The sequence below is a fragment of the Clostridium sp. MSJ-8 genome, assembly GCF_018918325.1.
In the GTDB taxonomy this organism is placed as follows: domain Bacteria; phylum Bacillota; class Clostridia; order Clostridiales; family Clostridiaceae; genus Clostridium.
Map to the genome: position 1 here is coordinate 1 of NZ_JAHLQH010000026.1, position 20,953 is coordinate 20,953.

The 20,953-nt window shown below is 27.6% G+C and carries 22 protein-coding genes; 3 read left to right on the plus strand and 19 right to left on the minus strand.

Annotated elements, in window-relative coordinates; translation table 11 throughout:
- A partial coding sequence (locus KQI77_RS13165) for an IS1 family transposase (protein ID WP_216389011.1) occupies positions 1–94 on the minus strand: 94 nt, incomplete at its 3' end.
- A 125-nt stretch (positions 95–219) separates the two neighbouring features.
- Here KQI77_RS13165 and KQI77_RS04815 point away from each other — a divergent pair.
- Positions 220–1,683: a nicotinate phosphoribosyltransferase gene (locus KQI77_RS04815; protein WP_216388966.1), complete on the plus strand. Its 1,464-nt coding sequence runs from the start codon at positions 220–222 to the stop codon at positions 1,681–1,683.
- Positions 1,684–1,755: 72 nt separating this feature from the next.
- On the opposite strand, the gene KQI77_RS04820 is transcribed toward KQI77_RS04815, so the two are convergent.
- From KQI77_RS04820 to KQI77_RS04830, 3 genes are all read right to left on the minus strand, one after another.
- Positions 1,756–1,971: a hypothetical protein gene (locus KQI77_RS04820; RefSeq protein ID WP_216388968.1), complete on the minus strand. Its 216-nt coding sequence runs from the start codon at positions 1,969–1,971 to the stop codon at positions 1,756–1,758.
- A gap of 106 nt (positions 1,972–2,077) precedes the next feature.
- Positions 2,078–3,277 carry an EAL and HDOD domain-containing protein gene (locus tag KQI77_RS04825; RefSeq protein ID WP_216388970.1) on the minus strand — a complete coding sequence of 400 codons (1,200 nt, stop codon included), beginning with the start codon at positions 3,275–3,277 and terminating at the stop codon, positions 2,078–2,080.
- Positions 3,278–3,300: 23 nt separating this feature from the next.
- Positions 3,301–3,627, minus strand: coding sequence for a hypothetical protein (locus KQI77_RS04830; RefSeq protein ID WP_216388972.1), 327 nt, complete (start codon positions 3,625–3,627; stop codon positions 3,301–3,303).
- A 229-nt stretch (positions 3,628–3,856) separates the two neighbouring features.
- Here KQI77_RS04830 and KQI77_RS04835 point away from each other — a divergent pair, with 229 nt between their 5' ends.
- Both KQI77_RS04835 and KQI77_RS04840 read left to right on the plus strand, forming a co-directional pair.
- Positions 3,857–4,267 (plus strand): Fur family transcriptional regulator, encoded by a 411-nt coding sequence (locus KQI77_RS04835; RefSeq protein WP_216388974.1) that lies wholly within the window; start codon positions 3,857–3,859, stop codon positions 4,265–4,267.
- Between the two features lie 92 nt (positions 4,268–4,359).
- Entirely contained in the window at positions 4,360–5,256 is an 897-nt protein-coding gene (locus tag KQI77_RS04840; protein WP_216388976.1) for a hypothetical protein, read from the plus strand.
- 307 nt (positions 5,257–5,563) lie between these two features.
- Here KQI77_RS04840 and KQI77_RS04845 read toward each other — a convergent pair whose 3' ends face one another.
- From KQI77_RS04845 to KQI77_RS04915, 15 genes are all read right to left on the minus strand, one after another.
- Positions 5,564–5,968 (minus strand): hypothetical protein, encoded by a 405-nt coding sequence (locus tag KQI77_RS04845; RefSeq protein ID WP_216388978.1) that lies wholly within the window; start codon positions 5,966–5,968, stop codon positions 5,564–5,566.
- Between the two features lie 119 nt (positions 5,969–6,087).
- A complete protein-coding gene (locus KQI77_RS04850) occupies positions 6,088–6,390 on the minus strand; it encodes a hypothetical protein (RefSeq protein ID WP_216388980.1) in 303 nt (100 codons plus the stop codon).
- Positions 6,391–6,429: 39 nt separating this feature from the next.
- Positions 6,430–6,936, minus strand: coding sequence for a hypothetical protein (locus KQI77_RS04855; protein WP_216388982.1), 507 nt, complete (start codon positions 6,934–6,936; stop codon positions 6,430–6,432).
- Positions 6,937–7,098: 162 nt separating this feature from the next.
- Entirely contained in the window at positions 7,099–7,689 is a 591-nt protein-coding gene (gene yihA / locus KQI77_RS04860; RefSeq protein ID WP_216388984.1) for a ribosome biogenesis GTP-binding protein YihA/YsxC, read from the minus strand.
- The gene (lon, locus tag KQI77_RS04865; protein WP_216388990.1) at positions 7,673–10,009 is read right to left on the minus strand and encodes an endopeptidase La; all 2,337 of its coding nucleotides are present in this window, start codon (positions 10,007–10,009) and stop codon (positions 7,673–7,675) included. The genes yihA and lon overlap by 17 nt, the downstream gene beginning before the upstream one ends.
- A gap of 153 nt (positions 10,010–10,162) precedes the next feature.
- On the minus strand, positions 10,163–11,464 hold the full coding sequence (gene clpX / locus KQI77_RS04870) for an ATP-dependent Clp protease ATP-binding subunit ClpX (RefSeq protein ID WP_216388992.1): 1,302 nt from the start codon (positions 11,462–11,464) through the stop codon (positions 10,163–10,165).
- A gap of 23 nt (positions 11,465–11,487) precedes the next feature.
- A complete protein-coding gene (clpP, locus tag KQI77_RS04875) occupies positions 11,488–12,090 on the minus strand; it encodes an ATP-dependent Clp endopeptidase proteolytic subunit ClpP (protein WP_216388994.1) in 603 nt (200 codons plus the stop codon).
- 144 nt (positions 12,091–12,234) lie between these two features.
- Positions 12,235–13,524 carry a trigger factor gene (gene tig, locus KQI77_RS04880; RefSeq protein ID WP_216388996.1) on the minus strand — a complete coding sequence of 430 codons (1,290 nt, stop codon included), beginning with the start codon at positions 13,522–13,524 and terminating at the stop codon, positions 12,235–12,237.
- Positions 13,525–13,633: 109 nt separating this feature from the next.
- On the minus strand, positions 13,634–14,443 hold the full coding sequence (locus KQI77_RS04885; protein WP_216388998.1) for a hypothetical protein: 810 nt from the start codon (positions 14,441–14,443) through the stop codon (positions 13,634–13,636).
- Positions 14,444–14,545: 102 nt separating this feature from the next.
- Positions 14,546–15,250, minus strand: coding sequence for a hypothetical protein (locus KQI77_RS04890; RefSeq protein WP_216388999.1), 705 nt, complete (start codon positions 15,248–15,250; stop codon positions 14,546–14,548).
- Positions 15,251–15,332: 82 nt separating this feature from the next.
- Entirely contained in the window at positions 15,333–16,547 is a 1,215-nt protein-coding gene (locus KQI77_RS04895) for a hypothetical protein (RefSeq protein WP_216389001.1), read from the minus strand.
- Between the two features lie 9 nt (positions 16,548–16,556).
- Entirely contained in the window at positions 16,557–16,895 is a 339-nt protein-coding gene (locus tag KQI77_RS04900) for a hypothetical protein (RefSeq protein WP_216389003.1), read from the minus strand.
- Between the two features lie 299 nt (positions 16,896–17,194).
- Entirely contained in the window at positions 17,195–18,382 is a 1,188-nt protein-coding gene (locus KQI77_RS04905) for a pentapeptide repeat-containing protein (RefSeq protein ID WP_216389005.1), read from the minus strand.
- A gap of 324 nt (positions 18,383–18,706) precedes the next feature.
- Positions 18,707–19,720: a tryptophan--tRNA ligase gene (gene trpS / locus KQI77_RS04910; RefSeq protein ID WP_216389007.1), complete on the minus strand. Its 1,014-nt coding sequence runs from the start codon at positions 19,718–19,720 to the stop codon at positions 18,707–18,709.
- Positions 19,721–20,158: 438 nt separating this feature from the next.
- Positions 20,159–20,704: a DUF5662 family protein gene (locus KQI77_RS04915; RefSeq protein WP_216389009.1), complete on the minus strand. Its 546-nt coding sequence runs from the start codon at positions 20,702–20,704 to the stop codon at positions 20,159–20,161.
- Between the last annotated feature and the right edge of the window lie 249 nt (positions 20,705–20,953).

Sequence of the window (20,953 nt, forward strand, 5' to 3'; positions counted from 1 at the left end):
TACATTGATATTTTTGATTAGCCTGCTTATCCAAACCAAACTTATATAGTTGGTCAGAGTGACAGCGAGGACATTTTATTTTAGTTTTGTTCATTGTTCTTCTCTCCTTTTCTAGGGGGGATAATTAGTTCTAGTCAAACCTATTATATTTCCTAGTGTTGAGAAGAGCAATGTTCATATAACTTAACAGAACGTAATTTTATAAAAGGAGATTTTATTATGAAATTTGATGTTAAAAACGAAAGAAACCTTACTATGTTAGTAGATTTTTATGAATTAACTATGGGTAATGGTTATTTAAACAATAATCTAACTGATAAAATAGCTTATTTTGACATGTTCTTTAGACGAGTTCCTGATGGTGGAGGATATTGTTTAATGGCTGGTGTAGAACAGCTTATAGAATATCTTAACAACTTAAGATTCACTGAAGAGGATATTGATTTTTTAAGAAACAAAAATATATTTACAGAAGAATTCCTAGATTATCTTAAAACTTTCAAATTCTCTTGTGATGTTTATGCAGTTCCAGAAGGAAATCCAGTATTTCCTCATGAACCTTTAGTTATAGTTAAAGGACCTATTATACAAGCACAGCTAGTAGAAACTATGGTTTTATTAACTATAAATCATCAAACACTTATTGCTACAAAAGCTAATAGAATATGTCGTGCAGCACAAGATAGACCTGTTATGGAATTTGGTTCTCGTAGAGCTCAAGGCTATGATGGAGCAATATATGGAGCTAGAGCAGCTGTAATAGGTGGATGTAGTTCTACTGCATGTACCTTGACAGATCAATTATTCCAAACTCCAGCAGTTGGAACAATGGCTCATAGTTGGGTACAATTATTTGATACAGAATATGATGCCTTTAAAACATGGGCTCAAACATACCCTGACAACACTTTATTATTAATAGATACATACAATGTTTTAAAATCTGGACTTCCAAATGCTATAAAAGTCTTTGATGAAATTTTAAAACCAATGAATAAAAGACCAGTGGGAATAAGAATAGATTCTGGTGATATCACTTATCTAACCAAGAAATGCCGTAAAATTCTAGACGAAGCCGGCTATCCAGATTGTAAGATTCTCATATCTAATTCCTTAGATGAATACATTATAAAAGATGTACTTGATCAAGGTGCTTGTATAGATTCTTTTGGAGTAGGTGAACGCCTTATAACAGCAAAATCTGAACCAGTATTTGGTGGTGTCTATAAACTAGCTGCCATTGAAAATAATAATAAAATAGTTCCAAAGATAAAAATAAGCGAAAATGAAGATAAAATAACTAATCCTGGTTTCAAGAAGATAATTCGTTTATTTGATAAGGATACAGATAAAGCACTAGCAGATATAATTGCACTTCATGATGAAAACTATACTAATTTAGATACAATAGAGCTATTTGACCCAGTTCATACTTGGAAGAGAAAAACATTTACCAACTTTTATGCTAAAGATCTATTAGTTCCTATATTTAAAGCTGGTAAATTAGTATATAATAGTCCTTCTGTATTAGAAATAAGAGATTATGCAAAAACAGAAACAAGCAAATTATGGCCTGAAATTTTAAGAATAGAAAATCCTCACAAATACTATGTAGATCTTTCTGAAGACTTATGGAATCTAAAGCATAATTTACTTGTAGAGCATAGCAAATTATATCAATAAAAATAAAAGAGATATAGCAAGGATAACCTTTACATTTATCCTACACTATATCTCTTTATACCATATAAGCAATTAAAAATTAGAAGTTCTAAGGAAACTGAAATCTAGCTTTTCTTCTTTTTTATCATAATCATGCTCAATTTCTATTATATCCTTAAATTCTAAAACTCCACCATTAATATGTTCCTTGAACAAACATACTTCATCTTCTGAATCGTTATTCATAGGACATTCACTATAACATTTTACACTTTTCTTTGATGTTGACCAAAACGGACATTTTCCCATAATTATCACCCTTTTTATACCAGTCTTTCTTTATAGACTATATTATAATACATGTCCTATTATATTTAAACACTTTATCCAATTATTAACTAATTGTTCAAAATATTTATATATTGGTCTCATTTACCCAATCAATGGCTTCTGAATATATATCAAATAAGATTTGTTTGTCAATATTTAGCTCCTCGCAATATGCTTGTACTTTTCTTACATCCATTTTTTCATAGGCCTTTACTAATTCTAGTATTTTTCTTATACTATTTTCTTCTCCTAATAGAGCTTCACTAACCTCTTTTTCTAAATGAACTTCTTCTACTAACGTTTTCATAGGCTTGTCCATAAATAAATCTAAATCTGAAAATAATCCTACCATAAATGCTTTTGATTTCTTTTGAGGAACAATCTTTTCTGCAAGCAATTCACAAAAACGTCCTCTTGCTATTGTATTTTTAACTAACTCCTCATTGTTGTCTACTTGCATTTCACTTATTGCAATAAGAGTAAGCCATTTTCTAAGTTCATCTCTACCTAGCAACATAATTGCTTGTTTTATAGAATTTATAGTCTGAATAAAACCAAAAGTTGATGAATTTAAAAATCTAATAAGCTTATAGCTTATTGATAAATCTGATTTAATTATATATTCAATTCTTTCAATATCAACTTCTTCATTTAAAAGTTCAACTATTATATTAAAACGATTAGAATTTCTAACTGCAATATCTTTATCATTTACTATAACTGGTTTAGAGAAATATTCTCCTTCAAACATATAAAATCCGTCGCTAATTGCTTTATCTAATAGCTCTTCGCTAGTTACATTATTAGCTAATAATTTTATTTTTTTGTCTTTTAACTTCGCTACTATTGATAATATATCTCTTCTCTCAACATTGTTAATATCAATCTTTACAATATCTAAATAAGGTATTATTTTTTCTATTTCTTCATAACTACACACATCCTTATACGCAATAGTAAATCCACTTCTGTGTAGCTCTTGAATACTTTTTATCACTTCATAATCCAAATCTATATTCTTATTAAGTTGCACAATTATATTATCTTTTCCTAATAAATCAGGTATCTCTTCTAAAATAGAAATAGTTGTGAAATTTATAAAGGCTTTCTTGTTATTTGTAAATCGGTTTAACCCAACGGTTCCCATATTACAAACAAATTTTAATCTTCTGTCTTCTAAACTAAGGTTATCTGATAAAGTTTCTTGTTTATTAAAAGCTATTTCATATGCTAAGACATTACGGTTTTTATCATAAACCGCTTGTCTTACGAAAAAAATATCCATAATTCAATTACCCTTTTATGCCATTACTTAAATCCGATATTCTTTAAAACAGAAATATCTATTATTTCATTTTGGAATGCTTTTAATAAAGCTTTTTCTAATACTTTTTCTTTATCAAAATCCTTAACACTTTTACATTCAGCAAAAACCTTATTTTTTTCACCTTTAAAATTTCTATAAGTTAATGTAACATATGGTTCATCATATTCTACGTTTAGAATTTTTATTCCCCATGAAAATTGTGCATAATTGTCCTCTACTGTTAAGTGAGTAAGTTCCTTTAATTTTTCTTTCTCTTCGCTTGGATCATTTACTATTATTAATTCATCTCCGACTTTATATTTTGCCATATTATCAAACCTCCTAAACTCACTATCTATATACATTAAGTTTAGCACCCTTTGTAAGTAATTGCAATAATTTATGATTTTATAGAAAAATATTTAGGTAATTAGCAGATATATATTATTATTTAACAATCAGCTTATTATTTAATACTTATTATTATTTAATACAAATTGACACTTGTTAGTTTTTCTTATATAATATTTATACAATAAAACGAAAGGATTAAACATTATGGATAAAATAATTGCATTATTTAAAGAAAAAAAATTAAAATTAACTCCTCAGAGATTAGCAGTATATAAATATCTATCAGGCACTACTATACATCCTTCTGCAGAAACTATTTACACTGCTCTTCATGATGAATATCCAACTATGAGTTTAGCTACTGTATATAAGGCATTAAAGACATTAACCGAAGTTGGATTAATACAAGAACTTAATGTTGGAGAAGGTAACTTTAGATATGATGCACGTGTTGAATCTCATCCACACATTCAATGTCTCACTTGTGGCAAAGTAGATGACTTACTTAACTTTCCAGTAGATGAACTAAATAAAGAAGCTGAAAAATACACAGATTTCACTGTATCAACTAATCAAATATATTTCTACGGAATATGTCCTAAATGTTCTAAATAATATATAATTAGAATTCAAAATAATAATCATTTTTTATTTTGAATTCTTTTTTTTATTTTCCTCTAGTATATTTTATTGGAGGTGTTATATTTATGAAGGTAATATTTATAAAGAAAAAATATATTTTTATCACTGCTACTATTATCTTTACTACTATTGCCCTTATATACTCTATAACAACAGATAATTTACATGTATTAAATGCATATTCCCCAATCTCTGATAATACTTCTGTAGATATAAATGCTGATGGTATAAATGATGTTATTAAAGTTTCTAATAACACTGCTATTGTTACAATAAATAAAAAACAATATAATTTATCTGATTATGTTAAAACAACTAATAATTCCTCTACAACTGCTTCATGGCCATTAAAAATGTACTTATGCAATATTTCTAGAAATCTTTCTCCTGAAATAATTTTGCAAAGCAATTATGATAACAAAAGTACACTAGCAATCTTATCATATTGCGAAAACTCCTTTAACAACATATATCAAACTACTAATAATATATTTGGAATTATACATTTAGATTCAAATAAAACACCAATATGCTATAGCATTAACTCTTCTGAAGGTATATCTTCGCTTACTTCTTTTATGATATCAAATAACAATATAATTGATGTAACTAAATTCAATAAAACCATTCCTGGAATAGAAAATATACTTCCTTTTATAGATTTAATAGAAACTCAATACGAACTAGATTCAATTCCAGATATATTTTCTGATAATATTAATTCTGAAGAATTAAAAATACTATGGAATCTAGATAAAGATAATAATACTTATAGTTTTCAAGATGGCTTTTTCATAGATAAATCTAGCGATATAGAAGGTAATATAAATTCTATATCTTGGAGATTAACATTTGAAAAATTCAATAAAAACAACTCGAATTCAAAAAAAGAATTAATTCTAAATGTTATAACTGATATAGACAATGAAGGAAACCACAAAATTTCAAGTATTATTATTTAAAATAAAGAATGATATTGCTTTAAGCATATCTTTTTCTTCAAATATCTTATTATACTAATAAACTTATATAATAATGGTTACTTACACTAATCTTATTATATTTTAATTATCTAAGCATTATGGTGATGTTGTAGTCTAACTACCTATTTCTCAATTATTTATAAAATTAAGGCCGCATATTATAAATATGCGACCAAGGGGGATGGGGGGTAGTAAAACGAATTTCGTTTTACCAATGTAATTAAGAGGGCTACTCTCGTTTACATTATTTATTATTGCCACTATTAATTTTTTTATACATCTTTTTTTATATTTTTCCCTCTTTATATAAATCAATTATTTTATCTAAGAAACTAATTCTTTTAGGATCAACAATAGCTTTTAATGATAATATAAATTCTATTGTATCATCACTTTCGTTTACTTTTATGTCATTGAAACTATTATTTTCTCCAACATTAGTTTCTTGTTGTTTGTTATTTTCTTGCTGAACTTTACTTTCATCAAATGGATTATTATTAAAGTCAAACCCTTCCTTATTCATAGAAGATAGCATACTAGACAAATTATTCATATTGAAATTATTTCCTAACATATTTAATAACTGCTGTGGATTTATACCAAAAGGATTATTATTTATAGAATTGTTATATCTAGAATACGCTCCATTTCCTTGATACCTTTCTCTATTTCTATGTTTATGTTTTGACATTACTCCCTCTGTCCTCCCCTCAATTATTTACTTTTGTCAATTTAATATATGTATATAAAATATTATTTGTTAATTTTTTGGAGGGCTTTTTTTAAATAATGCCCTCCACCTTAACTTTACTATAAGCCAAATAGACCAGAGCCGCCATTATCGCAAGCCCATCCATATAGGATAAATAGTAATATTATCAAGATTGAATTAGTGTTTAATAAACCTGCTCCACATGCAATTAGCCAGAATACAATAGCTTCCAAAATTCCATTGTCCCAAGCACCTTGTCCACATGCATTATTGCCACCAAATGGTCCAAAGAATCCATTGTTCATACCATAATTATTCATATAATAAGGATTCATCATAGAACAACAACATGGGCAACAACTATTACAGCAGCAATCATCTTTATGCTTTCTTTTTGACATAGCTAGCACTCCTTTCTTATTAGTTAAATCTTTTATCTATTATAAGCAACCTATTCCATCATTTCCTAAGCCACATCCACATGAGCCACCACCGAAACAACTTCCAGAACATATAAATAAAAGTACTAATAAGAATAACCACCAAGATCCACCACAGAATGAGTTGTTATTTGCATTGTTGTATCCACAGCAGCAATTGTTGTACCAGTCACAGCAGCAGTCACTACATTTTGATTTTTTCTTCTTTCCGCAGCAGCAATCACAGCATGGGTTACAGCATGGATTCATCATCATATTATTATATCCACCACCGTATCCTCCACCGAAGCCATTTCCGCCCCAGCCAAAGAAGAAGAATAATAAGATTATCCATATCCACCAGCCGCCAAAGCCGTTTCCAAATCCTCCACACATATTACCTAAACCACAGTTTCCACCACAGCAATTATTTGAACATCCACAGCTATTATTGCAATTGCAATTATTATTACTACTATTACTTCCATTATTACAATTTAATCCATTGATGATATCGTTGATTTCCATAACCGTTCCTCCTTAAGAAGTAAATATTTAATTTTATAGTACATTGTATTCTTGCAATTCTTATTTGACACTGTAAATATAAAATATATATAATTCTATAAAGTTAAAAGATTAAAAAAAGCTTGGCTTTATCATAACAGCCAAGCTTTTTCTAAATATACTTTATTCACTAGCTAAATCAGAAAATAAATTATCTATAAGCTCATCTCTTCCTTTTTTATTTAATGAAGAAAAGAAATAGAATCTGTCTTCTGGTGTTAACTTTAGTGTTTCTTTTATTAATTTTCTACTCTTAGGTAATTCATTATTAGATAACTTATCGCTTTTTGTAGCTACAACAATAACATCATATCCATAATGTTTTATCCATTCATACATCATTATATCATCTGCTGTTGGCTTATGTCTTGAATCAACTAATAGTACTACTCTCTTTAATTCGTCTCTTCCATGCAAATAAGTATCTATAGTTTTACCCCAACTCTCTTTTTCTTTCTTAGACACCTTTGCATATCCATATCCAGGAAGATCCACAAGATAAAAATCATTATTTATTAAAAAGAAATTTATTAATCTAGTTTTACCTGGTGTTTGACTAACTTTTGCAAGATGCCTTCTATTTGTTAAAGCATTAATTATTGAACTCTTACCTACATTAGATCTACCAACAAAAGCTATTTCAACTCTATTATCTACAGGATATTGATTTCTCTTAACAGCTGATATTATAAATTCACTACTTTTTATTATCAAGAGCTTCACCTCCACACATTGCATTCTTTATTACAACACTAACATCACTTGCTTCAATAATGTTTATTTTATTTCTTATACTCTTAGGTATATCTTCTATATCCTTTTTATTATCATTTGGAATAATTATAGTTTTTATACCTGCCCTATATGCAGCTAATGATTTTTCTTTTAGTCCTCCTATCGGAAGAACCTTTCCTGTTAGAGTAACTTCTCCAGTCATAGCTATATTACCTTTTACTTTGCGTCCTGATAATGCTGATACTAATGCTGTGACCATTGTAACTCCAGCTGATGGGCCATCTTTCGGAACAGCGCCTTCTGGCACATGAATATGAATGTCTTTATTTTTATAAAAACTACCTTCTATATTATATTCTTTTGCATGAGCCCTAACATAAGAATAAGCTGTCTTCGCTGACTCTTGCATAACATCACCTAATTTACCTGTTAATTGCAACTTACCAGTTCCCTCCATAGCTACTGCTTCAATAGGAAGTGTATCTCCGCCATATGCAGTCCATGCAAGTCCAGTAACAACTCCAACCTTATCTAAATTATCACTTTCATCTACTGTAAATCGTCTTGCACCTAATAGTTCTTCAACCTTTTTCACATTAACATTTATAGTTTTTTTGTCATTTTCTAGCATCTCAGTTATAGATTTTCTTATTATTGTTTCAATAACCCTTTCCAAACTTCTAACACCAGATTCTCTAGTATATCCATCTATAATTAGTTTTATAGCTTCATTACTTATCTTAAATTTGTCTTTATCAATTTTATATTCCTTAAACAATTTAGGTATTAAATGTTTTTTTGCAATTTGGAATTTTTCTTCATAAGTATATCCAGATACTTCAATTATTTCCATTCTGTCTAACAATGGTCTAGGAACAGTCTCTAATGTATTTGCAGTAGTTATAAACATAACCTTAGATAAATCAACTGGAAGCTCTATATAATTATCTCTGAACTCATTATTTTGTTCAGCATCTAATATTTCCAATAATGCATCTGCTGGATTACCTTTATAATCTCCACCTAACTTATCAATTTCATCTAATAAAATCAATGGATTCATTACCTTGGCTTCCTTTAATGAATATATAAATCTACCAGGTACTGCTGCAACATAAGTTCTTCTATGTCCTCTTAGTTCAGATTCATCTTTTATTCCACCTAACGAAATCCTAACATATTTTCTATTTATAGATCTTGCTATAGATTTTGCTATAGAGCTTTTTCCTACTCCAGGAGGACCAACTAAACATAATATAGTTCCTTTTGAAGAACCACTATATTTCTTAGCTGCAAGATATTCTATAATTCTCTTCTTTACATCATCTAATCCATAATGATCTTGATCTAATACTTCTCTTGCCTTATTTATATCTAATACATCTTTAGTATTTTTACTCCATGGAATACTTAAAACCCAATCTAAATAAGCTTGTACTGTATTTCCTTCACTTGATGATACAGACATGCTCTTTAATCTGTTTAATTCGTAATTAACTTTATTCTTAACTTCTACTGGTGCTTTTAATTTAGATACCTTTTCTTCATATTCTTTTACTACTCTAGTATCTTCATCATCTTGTCCTAATTCTTCTTGAATTACTTTTAATTGTTCTTTAAGATAAAACTCCTTTTGTGAGTCATCTATCTTCTTTTTCATCTTTTGAGCTATTTTCTTCTGAACATTTAGCACTTCTATTCCATTTTGAATCTCTACAAGTAGCATTTCAATTCTTTTTTTAATATCTAATGTTTCTAATAGCTCTTGTCTTTTACTCTCATCTAATGGTATATAACCACAGACCATATTAACAAAAGTTTTTATATCATTTTCTGATTCAATATTATTCTTTATTTCAGGATTAACTTCTCCACTTGCTTCTATAAAAGCTATAAATTGTTCTTTTAATTCATTAAAATAAGCTTCTATTTCTACTGAATCCTCTATATCTTCATCATCAATGATTTGTACTTTTGTCAAGAAAAACTCATCATTCTCTAAGTAATCTTTTATTCTTGCCCTTGATTTTCCTTCCACTAGTACTCTCATTGAATTCTCTGATAACTTCAGTATTTGTTTAATTAAACATATTGTACCTACTTCACATATATCTTCGCACTTAGGTGATTCTACTTCAGGATCCTTCTGTGCTGCTACAAATATGTACTGATTATTTATTAATGCATCATTTACTGCTGCAATTGATTTATCTCTACCAACATCAAAATGTATAACCATATTAGGAAATATTGTAAGTCCTCTTAAAGGAATTAAGGGAAGTTTTTTATATTTATTCATTTTTTTCTTCCTCCTTATACAACTTTTATTTATTTAGACTTAAATAGTATACACATAATATACTCATTTTTCAATAATTAAGATACTATTATGTATACAATTTGAAAAAAAGAAGTCATTTAATACAAATGACTTCTTTCTTATTAAACACTATTAAGCTGTTGTTTCCATATCATTCGATACTTTTGCCTTCTTAGTTTTCAATACAGGTCTTTTTTCACCTTCTGGTAATAAATGCACTTCAGGTTTTTCCTTTTGTGTTATAGTAGGTTCTGTTATAACAACCTTATTAATTCTTTCATTTGAAGGAACTTCATACATAATTTCTGTCATAACTTCTTCTATAATAGACCTTAAACCTCTTGCACCAGTCTTTCTTTCTATAGCTTTCTTAGCTATTGCTGTAAGTGCTTTATCACTAAAGTCAAGTTCTACATTATCCATTTCAAATAACTTCTTATATTGCTTAACTAAAGCATTTTTAGGTTCTCTTAATATATTAACTAATGCATCTACATCTAAAGATTCTAATGTAACAACTATAGGTAATCTTCCAACGAATTCTGGAATCAATCCAAACTTTAATAAGTCACCTGGAACAATTTCTTTTAAAAGATTTCCTACATCCTTTTCTTCTTTTGATTGTATATCTGCTCCAAATCCAATTGAACTCTTTCTAGTTCTCTTTTCAATTATCTTATCTACTCCATCAAAAGCACCACCACAAATAAATAAGATATTTGCAGTATTAATTTGAATAAATTCTTGATGTGGATGTTTTCTTCCACCTTGAGGTGGTACTGAAGCAACAGTTCCTTCTAGAATCTTTAATAATGCTTGTTGAACACCTTCACCAGATACATCTCTAGTAATAGAAGGATTTTCAGACTTTCTAGCTATCTTATCAATTTCGTCTATATATATAATACCTTTTTCTGCTTTTTCAACATCATAATCAGCATTTTGAATAAGTCTTAATAATATATTTTCTACATCTTCACCTACATAACCTGCTTCTGTTAATGTAGTTGCATCTGCAATAGCAAATGGTACATTTAAAAACTTAGCTAAAGTTTGTGCTAAAAATGTTTTACCAGAACCTGTTGGGCCTAATAATAATATATTACTTTTTTGTAATTCAACATCATCAGCCTTTGTATCATTTGAGTTTATTCTTTTATAATGATTATAAACTGCAACTGATAATGCCTTCTTAGCATCTTCTTGACCAACAACATATTGATCTAAATATTCTTTTATCTCTTGTGGCTTTGATAAAGTTCTGCTCTCGAACTCTAATGTTTCTTCTGTTTCATCAGCTATTATTTCTGAACATAATTCTATACATTCATCACATATATAAACCCCTGGCCCAGCTATTAATCTCTTTACTTGATCTTGATTTTTTCCACAAAACGAACATTTAAGTTGCTTTTTGTCATCAAATTTAGGCATACCCTTCACCTCGCTTACTTGTATTACTTATCTTCTTTCTTTATCTCATTTTTTGTTATAACCTTATCAGCTAATCCATATGCAACAGCTTCATCTGCTTCAAAGAAATTATCTCTTTCTACATCAGCACAAATAACTTCATAAGGTTTACCTGTATTTTCTGCTAAAATCTTATTTAGATTTTCTTTCATCTTAAGGATTCTCTTTGCATGAATGTCAATATCTGTTGCTTGACCTTGGAATCCTCCTAATGGTTGATGAATCATAACTTCTGCATTAGGTAATATGAATCTCTTACCCTTTGCACCACTTGAAAATAATAATGCGCCCATAGATGCAGCCATACCAACACATATAGTTGATACATCACATTTAATGTAATTCATTGTATCTAATATACCCATACCTGCAGTTACAGATCCTCCTGGACTATTTATATATAAATAAATGTCTTTATCTGGATCTTCACTCTCTAAAAATAATAATTGAGCAACTATTAAGTTAGCTGAATCATCATTAACTTCTCCACTTAACATTATTATTCTATCTTTCAATAGTCTTGAGAAAATATCATAAGATCTTTCTCCTCTTCCTGTTTGTTCTACTACCATTGGAACTAATGCCATATTTAATACCTCCTTAATCCAATATCTATATAGTTATATAATTCGTATTGAATTTCTTATTTTATTCATACCCAAAAACTCTATATTTTAATAAATTGCCAGAAATTACTTTCTGGCAATTCTTCTTGTATATCTTATATAGTATTACGCAATTTTAGCATTGTCAATTAATAATTTTATTGTTTTCTTTATTCTAATATCATTTTCTAATGCTGGTCTTTGAGCATTCATTAATAACTCAATCATTTTGTCATTTGCTTCTGCTGAGTATACCTTAGCTACTTCTACAGCTTTTTCTTTAACTTCTTCTTCAGTTACTTCTATATTTTCTGCCTTAGCAATAGCTTCTAGAGTTAAATCAGCTCTTACTTTTCTCTCAGCTCCATCTCTCATATAGTCTTTCATTTTATCTAGGTCATTACCAGTATATTGCATATATTGGTCCATTGTTAATCCTTGGTATTGTAATCTATTTTCTAAATCTTTAACCATTGTATTAACTTCATTTTCAACCATAACTTGTGGTAAATCTATTGTTGTGCTATCAATAGCTGCTGTTATTATAGCTTCTTCTAATTCACTTTCTTCTCTATTCTTATTAGCTTCTTCTAATCTCTTCTTTATGTCTTCTTTTACTTCTGCTATTGTTTCAAATTCAGTAGCATCCTTAGCAAAGTCATCATCTAATGCTGGTAATTCTTTTACTTTTATTTCTTTTACTGTTACTTCAAATGTTGCATCCTTACCATTTAGTTCTTCTTTGCCATAGTTTTCTGGGAATGTAACTTTAACTTCTTTTTGTTCTCCTACTGCAACACCAACAAGTTGATCTTCAAATCCATCTATAAATGAATGTGAACCAATTTCTAATGGATAATCTTTTCCTTCTCCACCTTCAAAAGCAACTCCATCAACAAATCCCTTGAAGTCTATAACTGCGATATCTTTATCTGCTACAGTTCCTTCAGTTTTAGTTTCTACTCTTGAATTCTTTTCTTGCATAGATTTTAATTCATTTTCTATATCTTCTTCAGTTACTTCATAAGTCTTCTTTTCAACTTCTAATCCTTTATAGTCTCCTAAAACTACTTCTGGGTAAACTGTTACTTCTGCAGTATATATAAATTCTTTTCCTTCTCCAATTTGAACTATGTCAACCTTTGGATAATCTACAGGTTTAACATCATTTTTTTCTAATGCTTCTGGATAAGAATCTTCCATTACATAATTGATTGCATCATCATATAGTACTTCTACTCCATAGAATTTCTTAACCATACCCATAGGTACTTTTCCTTTTCTAAATCCTTGTACATTAAAGTGCATCTTATTCTTATTATAAGCTTTCTTTAAAGCCTCATCAAATTTTTCTGCCTCTACTTTAATTTCTAATTTAACTACGTTAGCTTCTATTTTTTCCATTTTAGCTTCCATCTTATTATATTCCTCCTAAAATAGTTATTCATCTCAATATTAGACTAGGATATTATAACACATATTCCTAATTATTATCAAATTATTTATATCTTTTATTATATATTTTTTATTGTGTTACACTTGCATCTGGTTTTAAATAGTAATTATTATTATCTATATTTACATTTATTCCTTTTTCAGCATCTATATTTCCAACGACAATATTTGCACCATAATAATTCCATAAGCATGTTTCTGTCATACCATCTATATTATATATCCACAAGTACCTATTAGTTGCTGCTGAACCGAAGTATGGCAATTGACTTACATAAACTATATTAGAGTCATCCATAAATTTTACTTGTTCATGCCATATATATCCTTCGTATGATTGAAGAATATCATTCTTCATAAATACACTTCCAGATTGTGATGTGTATGACTGTTTAGTTATATCTTGTTTATCTCCATTTACATTAAACAAAATAAGATTTTGATTGTCATCTTCTATTACAATTTTATCTCCAGATGGACTAATATCATAAGAAATATTAGTATTATTGTCTATTGATAAGAACTTCTTAGTTCCATCCTCTTCTGAATATTTAACTTTAACTGTTAATGTATCAGAAACCACAAGTTCCATTTCCTTATCTTTTTCTACTACATCTTTTTCATTTTCTTTCTCATTAGTTTTTTGTTCTTGATCTTTGTTTTCATTTGAATTATCTTTAGTTTTTTCTTCAGGCTTTCCACTATCTACCCACGCTTGAATCTTCTGTCTCATATTAGAAAAATCAATATTCTTTAATTCAAACTTCAAGAATACACCTATTACCACAACAATTACTAATATAATTGTTGTAATTATTCTTCTTTTTCTTTTTCTCATTTTCTTCTCATAATCCCTACTGAAAATGCTTGGTTTTGCCAAGTGAACTACCTCCTCTATATTCCCCTAATTTGTATTATATAATGTCTACATAACATTATATAATATTTATCAACTTTTTTATATTATTTTTTTCTTAATTCATTATTTTTTTGTACACCCATTGCAATTATTTTTCTTTGAACATTTAGAACACTTGCTACTTCCACAGCAAGACTTTTCTTTCTTGAAATTTAAATCATATTCTTCATATTCATTGGATTCTTTCAAAAGACTTTTTCTAGCTCTAATTATTTTTAATGTAGAATTGAACTTGTTATATCTTGATTTATTATAATCCCCATATACCTCTATCTGTCCAAATCCTATATTTTTAAGTTTTTCTTCTATAGAATTCATATCAGATACAGAAGAATTATTTTTTATTTTCTCATTAGAATAAAAAATTTCTTTTTTATCTTTTATAACTGAATATTCGACCTCAATTTCATCCAATCCTATATAATATTTTTTTCCCATTTCCAATAATAAATCATCTATATATAGTTTCATAATTGGAAGTTCAACTTGTTTATTATTATAGTTGTTATATTCTATTATAATTTCTCCACCATATATAAGTTTATCATATAACAACTCTAACGGAAGATTCTTGCATTCTCTATTTACCTCTCTTCCAACATATATCTGTCTATATTCTTCATTTATTAATTCATCAATAGCAATATCATTTCTATAGTCTAGTACTTTTCCTTTTAGATAACCTAATTCTGATCTAAATTCCTTATAATCTTTCTCTTTAAATAAATTTTCCTCATAATATTTATTTATTACTTTTTTAAAATCCACCTCTAATTCACACATTTTTCTTACATACAATTTATAAATTCATTACATGTAAATATACCTTTCTATTTTTATTGAACATAACTTACAAACTAAAGTTATCTACTTTCTGAATTTGCCATTTTCCATCTACATATTTTATCTCAACAAAAAAATCTTTTTCAAACTTATCCTTATCAAATGGTAATATTATCTTTGATATTTCATATTTTATATTGGTAACTATCCTACCATAATATTCTCCATCAACATAAGAAAATTCGCTTGCTTCTTCATTTATTTTTAATGAAGTAATATTATATCTATTTTTTAATAAAAAATAATTTTTTTCAAATGTTTTATACATTTCATCTTTAACTTCATCCGAAGAATTATCAATCACACTTTTATCCTCATGATTTAATGAATCAAACACACTATAGTAAAAATCTTCAACACTACTACTAACTTGATTTAATAGTTCATCATTTTTCATATTTATCTCTAAAGATATATTAGGATTATCTTTAACCTTTTGACTTTTACTTTTTATTGTTCCCCATGGGAAACTTTTCTGTATATATACTTTAATTGAGCCATCAGTAGCTAGAGGGCCAAATTCTTTTTTATCTCTTACTAAGTTATTTGTCTTCTGGTCATTAATATATATATCTGCATCTGTATAATTTGAATTAATAATTATGTTAATTGCATTAAAATTCAGTTTAATATTTTCATTATCCATTAAAACTATTTCTTTAGAGGCTTTTATATCACTATATTCTCCTTTAAGCACTCCATTAACGTTATGAATGCCCGGTATAATTGACTTAAATTGACTTCCACTTATTATCTTATTTTTTTTATCCTTATCTAAATAAAATTTTCCTTCATCATAGTTACTTGTTATTGTTACATTATACACTTTAACTTCCAAGTAATATTTAGTACCTAAAAATCCCTTTTCTGTCTTTAAAGCAAAATCATTTGATTCTCCTGTTGTCTTTAACAATTTCATTGTACTACTAATTCTTGACGAATCTTGTTTATAATATTTTAATAAAGGTTCTAATTTATCTATATCTACTTCTTTATTATTAATCTTAATTATTTTTTGTAATTCCTTTGAATCACATGTAACTAGTGAATCTTGAAGCTTCGCTAAAACTCTAGACTTTGAAGTTGCACTGCTTCCCATAAGATAACCTATTCCTAGTAATATAATTATTAACCCAATTGAAAACCTAAGCCAATACTTTTTTAATATATATATCACTCTATCTTTATCTATAGATTTAATGTGATCAATTATTCTTTCCATTATTCTCACCTAGTCTTCTAATATGTCAATTATCCACTTACCACAATCAACACATTTATAAACTCTTATAACAAATAGATCAACATCCGCTCTATCTATATTGTATTCTTCTTGTTCTTCTTTAGTTATAAACTCATCTTCTTTAGTTATATATCCATGGATTTGAGTAAAATAATTATCTCTACTTATATGACAACATTCATTTTCTTCTGTACAAGTAATTCTCTCATAATCTAATGAACCTTCAAATTCTTTAAGTATAGGTATAATATCTAAATAGTCATTTATATCATCTAAAAAATCCTCTTCATAATATGACATATCTTTTATTTTAAATAATTCTTTCATAAATAAATCTCCTTTAGGTTCTTTTCTTCTTAATTATAAATATTAATACAACATTGATATTTTTTCAACTATGTATGTAATATAAAAAAATCACCATTAGGATTTTATGAAGCTGTCGATTTTGGTAGAGCTATTATAACAAATTCCAAAACTTGTTTTTGTTATTCTGTCATGGCACTATTTTTTCTTTTTACTCCTTAAGTATTATACTCTAACATTACTTATACTCTAATCTAAGATACTCTTATCAACAACTACAAACAAAATATAATTTTCTAAAGAGGAACATAACCCAAAAGTTATCTAATTAATTTTCTTATTAGCGTACCTATTCCTAGTCCAGTTATTATAAGTCCAATCAAAATCTCTACATTACCTATTATGTACATATCTGATATAGGCTCTGCTGCCATAACACCTACTGCAGAAAAAAGTCCTATACTTATAGTTAACGCATGATTAAAATGAAACCAAAACTCCCCTATATTGCTTGGTAAATTTTTTTGCATAATATAAGCTATTTCCTTGTTATCTACCCTTATACCAAATAACAAGAAAAGAAATGCGAAAATTATCATAATAATTACAGATGAAATTATAAAATAATATATCCTTTCCCCATATCCACATATAACCCAATAAATCCATGAAAATACTCTAGGAAAACCTCTTAATGATTTTCTTTGTGCAACTTTACATTGATAATAGTACTCTCCAAAATTATTTTCTAATGAATTTGCTTTAAATATATCTGCATATTCTTCATATGTCTTGTATATCCCTTCAAATTCTTGTTTAGTCTTTTTTCTAACTTTTATTTTATCAAAAAAAGTTTTTTCATTTACTTTGCTTAAATATTCATCTTCAAATTCTAAATCTGTAATATAGGTATCTAATATCTTAAAAGATGACATATTAACATCTTTAAATATTATTTTGGTAATATCACATTTTTGTACTATTCCACTACTTATATTTGTCAATGAAAACATCGAATTATTTAAAGAACATTCTTTAAATATACTATATGATAAATCACAATTATTAAATTTAACATACATAGTACATCTTTCAAATAAACAAGATAAATTGCTATTAACATTAAGTGACGGTTTCTCTTTAATTCCTTCTAGATAAAATATACAATTATCAAATAGAACGCCTCCACCTTCAAAGTTACAATTAATAAATCTACAGCCTATAAATCTACAATTTATAAAATGGAAATTACTTATATTACAATTAATAAAAGTAGTACATATTATATCCTTTGAAGATACTTCTCTGAATTCATCTTCACCTAAAACTTTAGTTGTATTAAATGTTTTTCCATCATATAGTTTAAAATTATATCTAGCTTCATTGTAGTAATCAATAAGGCTTTTATCCTTAGTTATTTTACTAATAATGTTATCATTATTGTTTATTCTATTATTTAATTCCTTAAGTGCAACATAATTCTCTTCTCTAAAATTAACATAAGCCATATATATACATTCACCTCTTATACTTATTTCAACATATTATCTCCATACTCATCTAGTGTTACCATTTTACTTTATCTTTATTCATTTTCTTATGCATTTTAGAGAAACAAATTATTGATTTAAGTAAATTATCTATAATAAAATTTAGTATTTCTTATAATAAAAAAGTAAAGATCCCGTTAAAAATGCTATACTGTTTGAGCTTTAGCGAGTTTATAGCATTTAGGAATCTTTACTCTTTTTTGTTATATTAGTAAATACTTAATGATATTATATTATTTACTTAAGCATATAATTTTGATATTAATTATTGCGGACTATTAATTATTTAAAATATTCTAATCCTATAGCAGTCCTTACTTCATCTAATGTTTTAGCTGCAACTTGTCTTGCCTTATCACTACCGGTTTTTAATATATCATAAACTGATGCAATATCTTTTTTGTATTCATTTCTTCTATTTCTTATAGGTTCTAATTCTGCTTGAAGTACTTCATTAAGATATTTTTTAATCTTAACATCTCCAAGTCCACCTCTTCTATAATGATCTTTCATTTCTTGTAATGCATCTTTATCTTTACAAAATGTATCTAAATAAGTAAATACCATATTTCCTTCTACTTGACCTGGATCTTCAACTCTAATATGATTTGGATCAGTATACATTGACATTACTTTTTTCTTTATGTCATCTGGTTCATCACTTAAATATATACAATTTCCTAATGATTTACTCATCTTAGCCTTTCCATCAAGTCCTGGCAATCTACCACTTTTTCCTTTAGGTAACATTTCCTTAGGTTCAACTAAAACATCACCATAAATATTATTAAAACTTCTAACAATTTCTCTTGTCTGTTCAATCATAGGAAGTTGATCTTCACCTACTGGAACCAAAGTTGCTTTAAATGCAGTTATATCTGCTGCTTGACTTACTGGATATATAAAGAATCCAGCTGGAATACTATTTTCAAAGTTTTTCTGTTTAATTTCTTCTTTAACTGTAGGATTACGATGTAATCTAGCAACAGTAACTAAATTTAAATAATGCATAGTTAATTCGTGTAATTCAGGTAATTGTGATTGAACAAATAGAGTTGATTTAGCAGGATCTAATCCTACTGCTAAGTAATCAAGTGCTACTTCAATCAAACTATTTCTTATCTTCTCTGGATTTCTAGCATTATCAGTTAATGCTTGTTGATCTGCTATCATTATATAGCTATCATATAATCCTGAATTCTGTAATTCAACTCTATTAGTTAATGAACCTACATAGTGTCCTAAATGTAGTTTTCCTGTTGGTCTATCTCCTGTTAAAATTATCTCTTTTGCCATACTTATTAAATCCTCCTTAACTTTGTAGTAACCGAAAGCATCTCAAATTAAAAATAATATAATTTCCTATAAGAGTAAAAAAAGTCCTATTATAAAAAATAGGACGAATAATCTATATTCCGCGGTACCACCTAATATTGCACTAATATTTATAATATTAATGCCTCTCAAAATATATCTGCTATAAGGTGCAGTCACCATATCAGCTACTCTTAAAATAAAATCTCCAAGACAACTATATTTCAAATCTTGTTTAATAGTAAAATAATTTCGCCTAATACTTCAGAGGTCCATTCATTAAATTCCTTCTTGCCTAAATCTCACCCACATAGGCTCTCTTGATTGAATCTAAACTTAATTACTACTCCTCATCACAAGTTTACTATATTTAATTATAAAATAATAATAAAGCTAAAATATACTATTGTCAATAACTTTTCAATATTTAAAATTTTTACTTAAAACTATGTTTTTTATATAAATAAGAGTTTTTTCTTCTCCATCTATACTTAGTTTATTTAACAATAATTCTAATAAGTTCTTGGTATCTTCATGAATAATACAATAATGTTTTCCTTTTGTATAATATGCTAAAGGACTACTATCTGTATATTTTTCTTTTTCATAATTCTTACATGCAGCCATTCTATCTATAAACATTTCCACTACGTATTTTTTTGGCATTTTCATACCACATAAGATTTTCTCTCCACCATCTATATTGTAATCAATCCAATATTCATTATGATGCTTATTCCTTCCTTTATGATGAAGCCATGCTGTTGATACTCCTTCTATCTCTCTTTGAACACCATTAGGGCTTCTATTACCTTGATAATATTTTATTCCTGCTGAAAATTCAACCCATGAATATTTTGACAAATCATGTAATAACCCTTGTTTATATAATCCCACTTTAAAACAATATTTCATCACTATCATTTTATGCCTAGTTATTGTTTTAAAATGATTTATTGCATTCATACTAATAAATCCGTTACTGAAAACTTATAAAAATCTATAAAAAATTATAAAATCTTATGTTTCATTCCTTTTTCAATGTATCTGCTTTGATAATAGAAAATTCTATTACTACTCACATTTGATATAATACTCCAAAGGCGTAAATTCCCGACTAACGTATCGGTACATATCAATAGTATCGTTTAGATGATTAAGCTATTGATTTACCATAGTTGTATAAATTTATACTTGCATTTTTATCTCTATCAA